Origin of the sequence: Pseudomonas sp. o96-267, assembly GCF_003935465.1 — a bacterium.
GTDB lineage: Bacteria > Pseudomonadota > Gammaproteobacteria > Pseudomonadales > Pseudomonadaceae > Aquipseudomonas > Aquipseudomonas sediminis.
Map to the genome: position 1 here is coordinate 1 of NZ_RHQP01000019.1, position 13,254 is coordinate 13,254.

The 13,254-nt window shown below is 64.7% G+C and carries 12 protein-coding genes and 1 pseudogene; 10 read left to right on the plus strand and 3 right to left on the minus strand.

Features of this window, described 5'->3' with window-relative positions; translation table 11 throughout:
* Window positions 1-171 precede the first annotated feature (171 nt).
* Window positions 172-840: a cell division ATP-binding protein FtsE gene (gene ftsE / locus EGJ86_RS14180; RefSeq protein WP_125835533.1), complete on the minus strand. Its 669-nt coding sequence runs from the start codon at window positions 838-840 to the stop codon at window positions 172-174.
* Complete coding sequence (ftsY, locus tag EGJ86_RS14185) at window positions 837-2,171, minus strand: signal recognition particle-docking protein FtsY (RefSeq protein ID WP_125835534.1); 1,335 nt, start codon at window positions 2,169-2,171, stop codon at window positions 837-839. Before ftsY ends, ftsE begins: the two co-directional genes overlap by 4 nt.
* Before the next feature lie 142 nt (window positions 2,172-2,313).
* Here ftsY and EGJ86_RS14190 point away from each other — a divergent pair, with 142 nt between their 5' ends.
* The 5 genes and pseudogenes from EGJ86_RS14190 to EGJ86_RS14210 all read left to right on the plus strand — a co-directional run bounded on the left by EGJ86_RS14190 (window position 2,314) and on the right by EGJ86_RS14210 (window position 7,024).
* Window positions 2,314-3,687: a pitrilysin family protein gene (locus tag EGJ86_RS14190; protein ID WP_125835535.1), complete on the plus strand. Its 1,374-nt coding sequence runs from the start codon at window positions 2,314-2,316 to the stop codon at window positions 3,685-3,687.
* A pseudogene (locus EGJ86_RS14195) lies at window positions 3,677-5,131 on the plus strand (M16 family metallopeptidase); the annotation flags it as partial. The gene EGJ86_RS14190 and the pseudogene EGJ86_RS14195, both read left to right, overlap by 11 nt.
* 5 nt (window positions 5,132-5,136) lie before the next feature.
* A complete protein-coding gene (gene rsmD, locus EGJ86_RS14200; RefSeq protein ID WP_125835536.1) occupies window positions 5,137-5,739 on the plus strand; it encodes a 16S rRNA (guanine(966)-N(2))-methyltransferase RsmD in 603 nt (200 codons plus the stop codon).
* Window positions 5,736-5,954: a hypothetical protein gene (locus EGJ86_RS14205; RefSeq protein ID WP_099525954.1), complete on the plus strand. Its 219-nt coding sequence runs from the start codon at window positions 5,736-5,738 to the stop codon at window positions 5,952-5,954. Before rsmD ends, EGJ86_RS14205 begins: the two co-directional genes overlap by 4 nt.
* Window positions 5,955-6,040: 86 nt before the next feature.
* On the plus strand, window positions 6,041-7,024 hold the full coding sequence (locus EGJ86_RS14210) for a hydrolase (RefSeq protein ID WP_125835537.1): 984 nt from the start codon (window positions 6,041-6,043) through the stop codon (window positions 7,022-7,024).
* A 186-nt stretch (window positions 7,025-7,210) separates the two neighbouring features.
* On the opposite strand, the gene EGJ86_RS14215 is transcribed toward EGJ86_RS14210, so the two are convergent.
* On the minus strand, window positions 7,211-7,870 hold the full coding sequence (locus EGJ86_RS14215; RefSeq protein ID WP_125835538.1) for a TetR/AcrR family transcriptional regulator: 660 nt from the start codon (window positions 7,868-7,870) through the stop codon (window positions 7,211-7,213).
* 416 nt (window positions 7,871-8,286) lie between these two features.
* Between EGJ86_RS14215 and EGJ86_RS14220 the strand changes: the two genes are divergently transcribed.
* The 5 genes from EGJ86_RS14220 to coaD all read left to right on the plus strand — a co-directional run bounded on the left by EGJ86_RS14220 (window position 8,287) and on the right by coaD (window position 13,065).
* Window positions 8,287-9,717: a coniferyl aldehyde dehydrogenase gene (locus EGJ86_RS14220; protein ID WP_125835539.1), complete on the plus strand. Its 1,431-nt coding sequence runs from the start codon at window positions 8,287-8,289 to the stop codon at window positions 9,715-9,717.
* Between the two features lie 42 nt (window positions 9,718-9,759).
* Window positions 9,760-10,305 carry a twin-arginine translocation pathway signal protein gene (locus EGJ86_RS14225; protein ID WP_125835540.1) on the plus strand — a complete coding sequence of 182 codons (546 nt, stop codon included), beginning with the start codon at window positions 9,760-9,762 and terminating at the stop codon, window positions 10,303-10,305.
* Window positions 10,306-10,539: 234 nt separating this feature from the next.
* The gene (locus EGJ86_RS14230) at window positions 10,540-12,132 is read left to right on the plus strand and encodes a GMC family oxidoreductase (protein ID WP_125835541.1); all 1,593 of its coding nucleotides are present in this window, start codon (window positions 10,540-10,542) and stop codon (window positions 12,130-12,132) included.
* A gap of 1 nt (window position 12,133) precedes the next feature.
* Window positions 12,134-12,505, plus strand: a complete 372-nt coding sequence (locus EGJ86_RS14235; RefSeq protein WP_125835542.1) for a phosphopantetheine adenylyltransferase — start codon at window positions 12,134-12,136, stop codon at window positions 12,503-12,505.
* 77 nt (window positions 12,506-12,582) lie between these two features.
* On the plus strand, window positions 12,583-13,065 hold the full coding sequence (coaD, locus tag EGJ86_RS14240; protein WP_099525961.1) for a pantetheine-phosphate adenylyltransferase: 483 nt from the start codon (window positions 12,583-12,585) through the stop codon (window positions 13,063-13,065).
* Window positions 13,066-13,254 lie beyond the last annotated feature (189 nt).

Here is a 13,254-nt window from a genome sequence, read left to right on the forward strand (position 1 = left end):
GGCGCGCCCGGCGGCGCCGGTGTCCCCCCTGGGGGGGGGGGGGGCTGCCCGCCCGGGCTTTTCGCTGTGTCCTAAACGCGGCCCCCCCCGCGGGCCCCCCCCCCCCTTTGTGGCGCGGCGCCGCGCCGACACGTTCGGCCGGTTGCGGCGTGGGCATCTTCGATGCGCTCATCAGGCAGCCTCCCCGTCACCGATCAGGCGACCGCGTTGCAGGGGGAGCATGCGCTGGCGCATACGCGCGATCAGCGCCAGGTCGTGGCTGGCGATCAGTACCGTGGTGCCCAACTGGTTGATGTCTTCGAACACGCCCATGATCTCGGCAGCCAGGCGCGGGTCGAGGTTACCGGTGGGCTCGTCCGCCAACAGCAGAGCCGGCCGGTGGACGATGGCGCGAGCGATGCCGACACGCTGCTGCTGACCGGTGGACAGATCCCCCGGCGCCTGCGCGGCCTTGTCGCTGAGGCTGACACGCTCCAGCGCCGCGCCGACGCGCTTGGCGATCTCTGGCTTGGACAGACCGAGAATCTGCAGCGGCAGGGCGACGTTGTCGTAGACCGTGCGATCGAACAGCAGTTGGTGATTCTGGAACACCACGCCGATCTGCCGGCGCAGGAAGGGAATCTGCGCATTGGTGATGGTCGACAGATCCTGCCCGGCCAGCAGCAGCTTGCCGCTGGTGGGCCGCTCCATCGCCAGCAGCAGGCGCAGCAGCGTGCTCTTGCCGGCACCGGAGTGACCGGTGACGAAGAGGAATTCGCCGGGGCGAACGCGGAAACTCAGCTCGTGCAGCCCGACATGGCCATTGGGATAACGCTTGGCGACCTGCTCGAATCGGATCATGCCCGCTCGCGCTCCTCGAAGAGTGCCTGAACGAAAGCCTGCGCCTCGAACGGCCGCAGGTCATCGATGCCCTCGCCCACGCCGATGTAGCGAATCGGCAGGCCGAACTGCTTGGCCAGGGCGAAGATGACGCCGCCCTTGGCGGTACCGTCGAGTTTGGTCAGCGCCAGGCCAGTGAGGTTCACTGTCTGGTTGAATTGCTTGGCCTGATTGATGGCGTTCTGGCCGGTGCCGGCGTCGAGTACCAGCAGCACTTCGTGCGGTGCGGTGTCGTCCAGCTTGCCGATCACCCGACGCACCTTCTTCAGCTCTTCCATCAGGTTGTCTTTGGTGTGCAGGCGCCCGGCGGTGTCAGCGATCAGTACGTCGATGCCGCGCGACTTGGCGGCCTGCACCGCATCGAAGATCACCGAAGCCGAGTCGGCGCCAGTGTGCTGGGCGATCACCGCGATATTGTTGCGCTCACCCCAGACCTGCAGCTGCTCCACCGCTGCGGCGCGGAAGGTATCGCCCGCAGCGAGCATGACCTTCTTGCCTTCGAGCTGCAGCTTCTTGGCCAGCTTGCCGATGGTGGTGGTCTTGCCCACACCGTTCACGCCCACGACGAGAATCACGTAAGGCTGTTTGGCAGTGTCGATGACCAGCGACTGCTCGACCGGTTTGAGCAGGGTCACCAGCTCTTCCTGCAGCGCCTTGTAAAGCGCGCCGCTGTCGGCCAGCTCCTTGCGCGCAACGCGTTTGGTCAGGTTGCCGATGATCGCGGTGGTCGCCTCGACGCCGACGTCGGCAGTCAGCAAGCGGGTTTCCAGATCATCGAGCAGGTCATCGTCGATGGCCTTCTTGCCGAGGAACAGGCTGGCCATGCCCTCGCCAAGGCTGGCGCTGGTCTTGGACAGGCCTTGCTTGAGGCGGGCGAAGAAACTCGGCTTTTCCTGCGTGGCCGGCACAGCGACGGGAGCTGGCACAACGACTTCGGGCAAGGCTTCGGCAACAGGCTCAGGCACGAGCGGCGGCGGCTCAACGGCAATAGGCGGGGCGACCGAGGGTTCGGCAACCAGCGGCTCAGCGTGAGGCACTGGAGCAGGCGCGACCTCAGCCACTTCGGGCTCGAGTGCCGGCAAGGCTTCGGGCGCGCGCTCAGGTGTCGACGGCTCGGCAGGTGGTTGAGCAGACTCAGACTGCTCGACAGGCGCGGGCTGAGCCGGCTCGGCAGTGGGTTCGGCAGGCTTCTTGCGCCACCAACTGAACAGGGATTTCTTTTCTTCGGTCACAGGCGGGGTCTGCGCGCCAGCCTCGGCCGGCGACTTCTTGTCGTCATTGGAACCAAACATGGGTCGCTTGCATCTCAGGGGAGCGGACGCTAACAGGCTGCAAAGCCTTGCCGCGCCGCCCCGGAAAAGGATGGGGTATCCTAGCACCTCTTCGCCCGTCGGCGGTACGACCGCCCAGGCTATCCGACAGGTCTGACTTTCAATGAATGCCATTGCCCGCCGTTCCCTCGGCCTGCTGTTTGGCGCACTATGCGTGCCACTCGCGGCCTTCGCTTCTCCCGCTCAACCCACCCACGAATTCAAACTGGACAACGGCCTCAAGGTCATCGTCCGCGAGGATCATCGTGCACCAGTGGTGGTTTCGCAGATCTGGTACAAGGTCGGTTCCAGCTACGAGACGCCCGGCTCCACCGGCCTGTCCCACGCACTGGAACACATGATGTTCAAGGGCAGCGGCAAGTTCGGCCCCGGCGAAGCCTCGCGCATCCTGCGCGAACTGGGCGCCGAGGAGAACGCCTTCACCAGCGATGACTACACCGCTTATTACCAGGTGCTGGCCAGTGACCGTCTGGGCGTGGCCCTGGAGCTGGAAGCCGATCGCCTGGCCAGCCTGACGCTGCCGGCCGACGAGTTCAGCAAGGAAATCGAGGTAATCAAGGAGGAGCGTCGCCTGCGCACTGACGACCGCCCGTCCTCGCTGGCCTACGAACGCTTCAAGGCCATGGCTTATCCGGCCAGTGGCTACAGCATCCCGACCATCGGCTGGATGGCCGACCTCGATCGCATGCACATCGACGAACTGCGCGCCTGGCACCAGAAGTGGTACGCGCCGAACAACGCCACCCTGGTGGTGGTCGGTGACGTCAGCGTGGATGAGGTGAAAACCCAGGTTCAGCGCTACTTCGGCGGCATTGCGCGCGGTGAAGTGCCGACCGCCAAGCTGCCGCTGGAGCTGGCCGCGCCGGGCGAACGCCGTACCACGCTGTATCTCAAGACCCAACTGCCGAACCTGATCATGGGCTTCAACGTGCCAGGTCTGGCCACCGCCGAAACGCCACGCCAGGTCTACGCCTTGCGCCTGGCCGCTGCCTTGCTCGACGGCGGCTACAGCGCGCGTCTGTCGACTCGCCTGGAGCGTGGCGAGGAGCTCGTTTCCGGCGCCAGCGCCTGGTACAACGCCTTCACCCGCGGCGACAGCCTGTTCATCCTCTCGGCAACGCCCAACGTGCAGAAGGGCAAGACCCTGGAGCAGGCCGAAGCCGGCCTGTGGCGCGAACTGGAAGAGCTTAAGAAAGCCCCGCCGTCCGCTGCCGAACTGGCCCGCGTACGCGCTCAGGTCATCGCTGGTCTGGTCTACGAGCGCGACTCGATCACCAGCCAGGCCACCAGCATCGGCCAACTGGAAACCGTCGGCCTGTCCTGGCAACTGATCGACCAGGAACTGAACGAACTGCAGGCCGTCACCCCAGCCGACATCCAGCAGGCTGCCCGCACCTTCTTCGTCCGCGACCGCCTGAGCGCCGCCCACGTTCTGCCTGAAGCATCCCGTCATGAGGAGTCCCGCCATGAAGACTGAGCACCGCCGCCTGGGCCTGCTCGGCCTGGTACTGTCCAGTGCACTGCTGCTGGGCGCCTGCGCCAACCTCTCTGACAATGCCCCGCCGGGCGATGCCGCCAAGCTGCAGTCGCTGGCCGCGCTCGCCGGCAAGGCACCGACCCGCCGCACCCTGGATATCCAGACCTGGAACACCACGCAGGGTGCCAAAGTGCTGTTCGTCGAAGCCCATGAGCTGCCGATGTTCGACCTGCGCCTGACCTTCGCTGCCGGCAGCAGCCAGGACGGCGGCGTGCCAGGCCTTGCCACCTTGACCAACGCCATGCTCAACGAGGGCGTACCAGGCAAGGACGTTGGCGCCATCGCCGCTGGCTTCGAAGGCCTCGGCGCCGAGTTCGGCAACGGCGCTTATCGCGATATGGCGGTGGCCAGTCTGCGCAGCCTGAGCGCCCAGGAGCAGCGCGAGCCGGCTCTGGCGCTGTTCGCCGAGGTGCTGGGCAAGCCCACCTTCCCGGCCGACTCGCTGGCACGGATCAAGAACCAACTGCTCGCCGGTTTCGAGTTCCAGAAGCAGAACCCGGGCAAGCTGGCCAGCCTCGAGCTGTTCGAGCGCCTTTACGGCCAGCACCCGTACGCTCACCCGAGCGACGGCACCGCGCAATCGATTCCGGCGATCAGCCGTCAGCAACTGCTGGCTTTCCATGCTCGTGCCTACAGCGCCGGCAATGCGGTGATCGCGCTGGTCGGCGACCTGTCGCGCGCCGAGGCCGAGGTCATCGCCAACCGCGTTTCCGCAGCCCTGCCGAAAGGCCCGGCACTGGCGAAGATTGCCCAGCCGCAAACGCCCAAGGCGAGCGCCAGCCATATCGAGTATCCGTCCAACCAGACCCATCTGCTGATCGCCCAGCTCGGCATCGACCGCCGTGATCCGGACTACGCGGCGCTGTACCTGGGCAACCAGATCTTCGGCGGCGGCGGGTTCGGCACGCGGTTGATGAGTGAAGTGCGCGAGAAGCGCGGCCTGACCTACGGCGTCTACTCCGGCTTCAGTGCCATGCAGGCGCGCGGCCCATTCATGATCAACCTGCAGACCCGCGCCGAACTCAGCGAAGGCACCCTGGCGCTGGTCAAGCAACTGCTAGGCGACTATCTGCGTGATGGTCCGACCCAGCAAGAGCTGGATGATGCCAAGCGCGAACTGGCCGGCAGCTTCCCACTGTCCACCGCGAGCAATGCCGCCATCGTCGGCCAACTGGCCTCGATGGGTTTCTACGACCTGCCGCTGAGCTACCTGGACGACTTCATGCGCGACGTGCAAAGCCTGAGCACCGAGCAGGTGAAAGCGGCGATGGCCAAACACCTCGATCCCGAAGCACTGGTGGTGGTCACCGCCGGCCCGACGGTAGCGCAGAAGGAGCTGCCGCCGCCCACCGACCGGCCGACCGAGCAGCCCAGTGCGGTGCCGCACTGCTGCGTGGTCGCGCGCCGCAGCAACCCGCCGCGGGCAACGCCCACGGCGGGCAGGGCCAACTGCGTATCATCGGCGGCGAGTGGCGTTCGCGGCGCTTCGCCTTCCCCGACGGCCCCGGCCTGCGCCCAACTCCGGACCGGGTACGCGAGACGCTGTTCAACTGGCTCGCGCCTTATGTCGAAGGCGCCCACGTGCTCGACCCCTTCGCCGGTAGCGGCGCGCTGCTACTCGAAGCCCTGTCGCGCGGGGCGGCCAGTGGGCTGGCCTGCGACCTCAACCCGGCTGCGGTGAGCGCATTGCGTGGGCACCTGGCGACACTGCAATGCAGCGCTGGCGAGATTCAGCTGGGCGACGCCCTGCAACTGCTGGCTCGCCCGGCGCCGCGGCGCTTCGATATCGTTCTGCTCGACCCGCCGTTCCACAAGGATCTGCTGCAGGACGCCTGCGAACTGCTGGAAGCTCAGAACTGGCTGGCCGACGACGCCTGGATCTACACCGAAAGCGAAACCGCGCCCTCGACGCTGGGCCTGCCCGGCAACTGGCGCCTGCATCGCGAGAAGCACACCGGCCAGGTGCATTACGCGCTGTGGCAGCGTGGATGAAGGACTTCATCTACACCCACCTACCCTACCTGCTGCTTATCATGCTGGCATTGCCGGTGTTGCTCAGCCAGCAGGAAATTGCGCTCAACCTGCAACGCGCGATACCACACAATCCCAATGCCGGTATCACCATCGGGCTTACCAGTCAGCGCATCGTCGCACTGCTGGTATTGATCTGGTGTGCCTGGCGGATGATGCGCAAACGGCGCCGCTAAGATGCCGGCATTGCGGCGAGCCTGTGGCGGCGAGCACAATCCCAATGAGTTGGCCTGACCAACGTTTCCTGACGCGCAGATAGTCTATGCCCGCAACGTTCCAACCCGCCTGGTGGCTCCCCGGCCCGCATCTGCAGACGCTGTGGAACCCCTTCTGTCGCAAACCGCCGCAACTGGAACGGCAGCGCGAACGGCTGTGGCTGGACGATGGCGACTTCCTCGACCTCGACTGGCATGGCCCGCATGACGCCCATGCGCCGCTGGTGCTGGTACTGCATGGTCTGACCGGCAGTTCCAATTCGCTCTACGTGCTCGGCCTGCAGCAGGCGCTGGGCGCGCGTGGCTGGGCCAGTGCCGCGCTGAACTGGCGTGGCTGCTCAGGTGAACCCAATCTGCTGCCGCGTGGCTACCACTCCGGCGCCAGCGAAGATCTGGCCTCGGCCGTGGCGCATCTGCGCACGCAACGACCAATGGCCCCCTTGTACGCCGTCGGCTATTCGCTCGGCGGCAACGTGCTGCTCAAGTACCTGGGTGAGAGCGGCGAGCAGAGCCAGCTGCAAGGCGCAGTGGCGGTCTCGGTGCCGTTTCGTCTGGACCAATGCGCCGACCGCATCGGTTTGGGCTTCTCGCGGGTGTACCAGGCGCACTTCATGCGCGAGATGGTCGCCTACGTGAACAACAAGCAACGCCTGTTCGTTGAGAGCGGCCAGGGCGAACGCCTGTCGGTGCTGGAGCGCCTTGGCCCGCTGGATGGCATGCGCACCTTCTGGGACTTCGACGGCCGCATCACCGCGCCGCTGCACGGGTTCGCCGATGCCCACGACTACTATCGCCGCGCCTCCAGCCGTTTCTACCTGGGTGAAATCCGTACGCGCACGCTGATGATCCAGGCCGAGGACGACCCCTTCATCTTCCGTCACAGCCTGCCCGAAGCCAGCGAACTGGCCCCAGGCACCGAGTTCGAGCTGCATGCCAAGGGCGGCCATGTCGGCTTCGTCGAGGGCAGCCCGCGCAAACCGGTGTATTACCTGGAGCGGCGTATTCCACAGTGGTTGGCTGACCTCGGCTAATCGCGGCTGAAGCCGCTCCTACGCGGGCGGCAAGAGCCTTAGCCCGGATGAAATCCGGGAAAACGCGACAAAGGCCTTTGCGGATTGCAAGCGAGCACGGCAGTCGCTGCAGATTGTGGGAGGCGCTTCAGCGGCGAAAAGATCGCGGCTAAAGCCCCTCCCACAGAGGCAGTACTGCATGATCAATCACCCCAGCACCTGCTCCAGCGGCACATGCAGCCGGCCATACAGCGCCTCGACCGCTTCGCGCGCCGCAGGTGCCAGGTAGCCCCCTTCCAACGCCAGCACCTGATAGATACCGCGGCGCAGCATGTCCTGGCTGAGGTTGTCCGGGTTGGCGCCTGTGGTGCAGAGAAAGCGCACCCAGGAGGTCATGATGATCCAGCTGTTGAGCGTCAATGCCTCGATCTGCGCCGGACTTATCAGCAGGATGCCCGCCTCGACGAAGCCCTGATAAATCGATTGCGCGCCCACCAGGCAGCGTCGGGCGAAGGCACGATAGCGCTCGGCCAGCTCGGCGTCGGAATCCAACAGGTGCTCCAGATCGCGGTGCAGAAAGCGGTAGTGCCACATCGCGGCCAGCAACGCCTCCAGGTAGAAAGTCTTGTCCTCCACCGTCAGCGCACGACCTTCAGGCAGGCGCAGGAAGCTGTCCACCTGCGCTTCGTACTGGGCGAACAGCTCGGCGATGATCACCTGCTTGTTACGGAAGTGGTAATACAGGTTGCCCGGCGACATGCCCAGGTGCGCAGCGATGTGGTTGGTGGTGACGTTGCGCTCGCCCTGGCCGTTGAACAGGGCCAGGCTCTCGGCAACGATGCGGTCGCGGGTCTTGGGTGGCGCCATGACGCAGCTCGATCTCGTCTTCAAAAGTGGCAAAGGTACAGGCGAATCCGCCGAAGTGTTACCCCCACATGCACCGCATAAGCCGCAGCAGGCCTTTGGTTAGAGTGCAGCAAGGGCGGCGGCGCGGCATCCTATTTGACACATTAGAGTAATTGCTCTAAAAATCTAGCGCAGCCTAATCGCGGCTTATAGCCGCCTCCAGCAGGCTGTTTAAAAACGTCGGCGACGACTGCATGGATGCAGGAGTTAGAGCGAAGCAGGAAGCCCGAGCCGAGGCAGTCAGCGCAAGGCAAAAACAGGCGAAAAAGCGGAGTTTACGAGTTGTAAATGAGCATTTTGAGCCTGTTTTTAACGCAGCGATGACAACGCAGATAGTTTTTCAACAGCCTGCCCGCTGGAACGTCGAGGAGAAACCCATGGTCGCCGACATCGCCTACCTGCAGCACAGTCAACAGCAGATCAACCAGCTGGACGCCACATTCGCCCAGCAACGCTCTGCCTTTGCCGCCAATCCGATGCCATCGGCCGAGCAACGTATCCAGTGGCTGAAATCCCTGAGTGAGCTGTTGACCGAACAGCAGGACGCACTGATAGGCGCGATCTCCGAGGACTTCAGCAACCGCTCGGCCGACGAGACCCTGCTCGCCGAACTGATGCCCAGCCTGCACGGCATCCATTTCGCGACCAAGCGCATCAAGAAGTGGATGAAACCCTCACGACGTAGCGTCGGCATGCAGTTCATGCCGGCCTCGGCCAAGGTCATCTACCAGCCGCTGGGCGTGGTCGGCATCATCGTGCCGTGGAACTACCCGCTGTTTCTCGCCATCGGTCCGCTGACCGGCGCACTGGCCGCCGGCAACCGGGTGATGATGAAGATGAGCGAGTCCACCCCGGTCACCTCGCAGTTGGTCAAGGATCTACTGGCGCGCATCTTCCCCGAGGACCTGGTCAGCGTCGCCCTGGGTGAAGCGGAAGTCGGCATGGCCTTCTCCAAGCTGCCGTTCGACCACCTGCTGTTCACTGGCGCCACCAGCATCGGCAAACACGTGATGCGCGCCGCCGCGGAGAACCTGACCCCGGTGACCCTGGAGCTGGGCGGCAAGTCTCCGGCCATCGTCTCTGCCGACGTACCGCTGGCGGACGCCGCCGAACGCATCGCCTTCGGCAAGACGCTAAACGCCGGGCAGACCTGCGTGGCGCCGGACTACGTACTGGTGCCGCGTGATCGTGTCGACGGTTTCGTCAGCGCCTACCGCGACACCGTGCAGCGCTTCTACCCGCAGCTCAAGGACAACCCGGACTACACCGCGATCATCAACGAGCGCCAGCTGACCCGCCTCAACGGTTACCTGCAGGATGCCGAGGCCAAGGGCGCGCGTATCGTCCCGCTGTACCCCGAAGCTCAAGGCCGGCGCCTGCCGCAAAGCCTGGTGCTGGACGTCAACGACGATATGAAGCTGATGCAGGACGAGATCTTCGGCCCGCTGCTGCCGGTGGTGCCCTATGACCGCATCGAAGACGCCTTCGCCTACGTCAACGCCCGGCCACGCCCACTGGCGCTGTACTACTTTGGCTACGACAAGCGCGAGCAGCAGCGCGTGCTGCATGAAACCCACTCCGGCGGCGTGTGCCTCAACGACACCTTGCTGCACGTGGCCCAAGACGACATGCCATTCGGCGGCGTAGGCCCGTCGGGTATGGGCCACTACCACGGCCACGAAGGCTTCCTGACCTTCAGCAAGGCCAAGGGCGTGTTCATCAAGCAGCGTTTCAACGCCGCGCGGCTGATCTACCCGCCGTATGGCAAGGCGATCCAGAAGCTGGTCTACAAGCTGTTCGTACGCTGATCAACGCGGGCAGCGCCCGTTTTACGCCTGGTGATAACAACAATGAACGACACCACCCTGAACGCGCCGCAGCTGTCGCGGCGCAGCCTTCTCAAGGTCGGCCTGCTGGGCACGACGCTGCTCGGTACTGCCGGGCTGACCGTTACGCTCAGCGGCTGCTCGGCCAGCACACCGGCCAGTGGCTACCTGATCCTGCGCAGCAGTGACCTGCCGTTTCTACATGCGCTGATCCCGGTGATGCTCGATGGCGCCGTCAGCGCCGAGCAGATGCCACAGGCTATCGACGGCACACTGAAGAGCCTCGATAACAGCCTGGCGCACCTGTCGCCGGAGATGCTGAAACTCACCGTGCAGCTGTTCGACGTGCTGGCGCTGCCCATCACCCGGGGCCCGCTGACCGGAGTATGGGGCAGCTGGGAAAAAGCCAGCGGCGATGACGTGCGCAACTTCCTCAAGCGCTGGCAAAACAGCAGCCTGAGCCTGCTGCGCATGGGCCATGCCTCGCTGCTGCAACTGGTGATGATGGCCTGGTACAGCCGCCAGGAGGCCTGGGCGCACTGCGGCTATCCAGGGCCGCCCACCGTATAACGGCTGATTCGTAGGGTGGGCCGACCGGCGATCCGCTTAAGCCCCCCCTACCAACTGGAACTTAGCCAACCGCGATTATCAGAATGAGGCCTCTGAAACCGTAGCGAGCGGTTCGAGTGCAAGGAAGGCTCGCAGCACGTGGCGAGGCTGTACTGAAGTACGCCGAGCCACGGGCGAGAACCTGACGCCGCAATCGGATCGCGCAGTAGGTTTCAGTGACTCCGAGGAAAAACAATGCCTGTACCCGATCTGTTCAAACAAGGCCTGGCCAAAGGCTGGAAGACATACGACGGTTCACGCCTGGAAAACGACCTGACGCTGGAAGCCGATGTCGCCATCGTCGGTAGCGGTGCCGGCGGTGGCACCACGGCGGAGATTCTCAGCGCTGCCGGCTACAAGGTATTGCTGATCGAGGAAGGTCCGCTCAAGACCAGCGACGACTTCAAGATGCAGGAGGCCGAGGCCTATCCGAATCTCTATCAGGAAGGCATCGGCCGCATGAGCAAGGACGGCGCCATCACCATCCTGCAGGGTCGCGCCGTGGGCGGCACGACGCTGATCAACTGGACCAGCAGCTTCCGTACCCCGCCACAAACCCTGGCGCACTGGGCCGAGGCACATGGTGTGAAAGGCCATGACGTGGCGTCCATGGCGCCCTGGTTCGAGAAAATGGAGCAGCGTCTGGGCGTCGCGCCTTGGGTGGTGCCGCCGAACGCCAACAACGAGGTGATCCGCACTGGCTGCGACAAGCTCGGCTATCACTGGGCAGTGATCCCGCGCAACGTGCGCGGCTGCTGGAACCTCGGCTACTGCGGCATGGGCTGCCCGACCAACGCCAAACAATCGATGCTGGTCACCACCATCCCCGCGACCCTGGATGCTGGCGGCGAGCTGCTGTACCTGGCGCGCGCCGACAAGCTGGTGATCGAAGGTGACAAGGTCGTCGGCATCGACTGCCTGGGCATGGACGAACGCTGCGTAGCACCCAACGGCAAGCGCATCCGGGTCAAGGCGCGGCATTACGTGCTGGCCGGCGGCGGCATCAACACCCCCGGCATCCTGCTGCGCTCCGAGGTGCCCGACCCGCACAAACGCGTCGGCCGGCGCACCTACCTGCACCTGGTGAATTTCTCCGCGGCGCAGTTCGAGCAGGTGATCAATCCCTTCTACGGTGCGCCGCAGTCGCTCTACTCCGATCATTTCCAGTGGGACGACGGCACCAGCGGGCGGCTCTCCTACAAACTGGAAGTACCACCGCTGCAACCGGCGCTGACCGCCACCCTGCTCGGAGAGTTCGGCCGCGAGAACGCCCTGCGCATGGAGCAACTGCCGCATACCAACGTGATGCTCGCCCTGCTGCGCGACGGCTTCCATCCGGACAGCGCCGAAGGCCGTGTGGAACTGCGCGGCGACGGCAGCCCGGTGCTCGACTACCAGATGACCGACTACACCTGGGACGGCGTACGCCGCGCCTTCCTGACCATGGCCGAAATCCAGTTCGCGGCCGGGGCCAAGGCGGTGATGCCGATGCACGCCGATGCCGGCTACGTGAAGACGTGGAAGGAGGCCAAAGAACTGATCGAGCGCCTTGATCTAGCGCTGTATCGCACTCGCCTCGGCAGCGCCCACGTCATGGGCGGTTGCGCCATGGGCGAAGACCCGCAGCAGGCAGTGGTCGATAGCCTGGGTCGTCACCATCAGCTAGGTAACCTGTCGATCCACGACGGTTCGCTGTTCCCCACCAGCATCGGCGCCAACCCGCAGCTGTCGATCTACGGGCTGACCTCGAAACTGGCCACCTTGCTGGCCGAACGGCTGAGGGCCTGAGATGAGCAAGCTGATCGCCTTTTTGCTGCTGGTAGCCGGGGTCATCCACCTGCTGCCAGTGGTCGGCGTGCTCGGCGGTGAACGCCTCAATGCGCTGTATGGCATCGCCCTCGACGAGCCCAACCTGCAGATCCTGATGCGCCACCGTGCAGTGCTGTTCGGCCTGCTCGGCGCCCTGCTGGTGGCAGCGGCGTTCGTTCCGGCGCTACGCAGCGCGGCCCTGACCGGCGGACTGATCAGCGTGCTCGCGTTCCTCCTGCTGGCGTGGAGCGCGCCCGTCTACAACGAGGCTTTGCGCCGCGTGGTAATCGCCGACTGGATCGCCCTCGCCTGCCTGATACCGGCGCTGCTGCTGCACCTGCGCAGCCACTGAGCTTTCGTCACGCTTGGCCGCGAGGGAAACGCTGCGCTACCATCCGCGACTCTTGCCGCCTCGAACAGGACGAAGCGATGAATCGAGTGTTGTACCCGGGTACCTTCGACCCCATCACCAAAGGCCATGGCGATCTGGTCGAGCGCGCCGCGCGGCTGTTCGATCACGTCATCATCGCTGTCGCCGCCAGCCCCAAGAAGAACCCGCTGTTCCCCCTGGAGCAACGTGTCGAGCTGGCCCGAGAGGTGACCAAGCATCTGCCGAACGTCGAAGTGGTGGGTTTTTCCTCGCTGCTGGCGCACTTTGTCAAGGAACAGAACGCCAATGTGTTTCTGCGTGGCCTGCGTGCGGTGTCGGACTTCGAGTACGAATTCCAGCTGGCCAACATGAACCGCCAACTGGCGCCGGACGTCGAGAGCCTGTTCCTCACACCGTCGGAGAAGTACTCCTTCATTTCCTCGACCCTGGTGCGCGAGATCGCCGCCCTGGGTGGTGACATCACCAAGTTCGTTCACCCCGCCGTGGCCGACGCGCTGAACGAGCGCTTCCGCAAGCATTAAAAGCCGGCCACTCGTGGCCGCCTGATGACCCTCTCCCATTTATGGGAGAGGGTGCCCGCAGGGCGGGAGAGGGTAAAAGCGGCGCCACGATTCATTACCCTCTCCCCCTTCCCTCTCCCGTAAACGAGAGAGGGGGCAAAGCGACTGACTGACCAGGCTCATGGCACAAGGCTCGCCAATCCGGCACAA

Excerpts from the sequence above, each read along its gene's own strand:
- ftsE (WP_125835533.1), bottom strand. The coding sequence starts at position 840 with ATGATCCGATTCGAGCAGGTCGCCAAGCGTTATCCCAATGGCCATGTC.
- ftsY (WP_125835534.1), bottom strand. The coding sequence starts at position 2,171 with ATGTTTGGTTCCAATGACGACAAGAAGTCGCCGGCCGAGGCTGGCGCG.
- EGJ86_RS14190 (WP_125835535.1), top strand. The coding sequence starts at position 2,314 with ATGAATGCCATTGCCCGCCGTTCCCTCGGCCTGCTGTTTGGCGCACTA.
- EGJ86_RS14205 (WP_099525954.1), top strand. The coding sequence starts at position 5,736 with ATGAAGGACTTCATCTACACCCACCTACCCTACCTGCTGCTTATCATG.
- EGJ86_RS14210 (WP_125835537.1), top strand. The coding sequence starts at position 6,041 with ATGCCCGCAACGTTCCAACCCGCCTGGTGGCTCCCCGGCCCGCATCTG.
- EGJ86_RS14215 (WP_125835538.1), bottom strand. The coding sequence starts at position 7,870 with ATGGCGCCACCCAAGACCCGCGACCGCATCGTTGCCGAGAGCCTGGCC.
- EGJ86_RS14220 (WP_125835539.1), top strand. The coding sequence starts at position 8,287 with ATGGTCGCCGACATCGCCTACCTGCAGCACAGTCAACAGCAGATCAAC.
- EGJ86_RS14225 (WP_125835540.1), top strand. The coding sequence starts at position 9,760 with ATGAACGACACCACCCTGAACGCGCCGCAGCTGTCGCGGCGCAGCCTT.
- EGJ86_RS14230 (WP_125835541.1), top strand. The coding sequence starts at position 10,540 with ATGCCTGTACCCGATCTGTTCAAACAAGGCCTGGCCAAAGGCTGGAAG.
- EGJ86_RS14235 (WP_125835542.1), top strand. The coding sequence starts at position 12,134 with ATGAGCAAGCTGATCGCCTTTTTGCTGCTGGTAGCCGGGGTCATCCAC.
- coaD (WP_099525961.1), top strand. The coding sequence starts at position 12,583 with ATGAATCGAGTGTTGTACCCGGGTACCTTCGACCCCATCACCAAAGGC.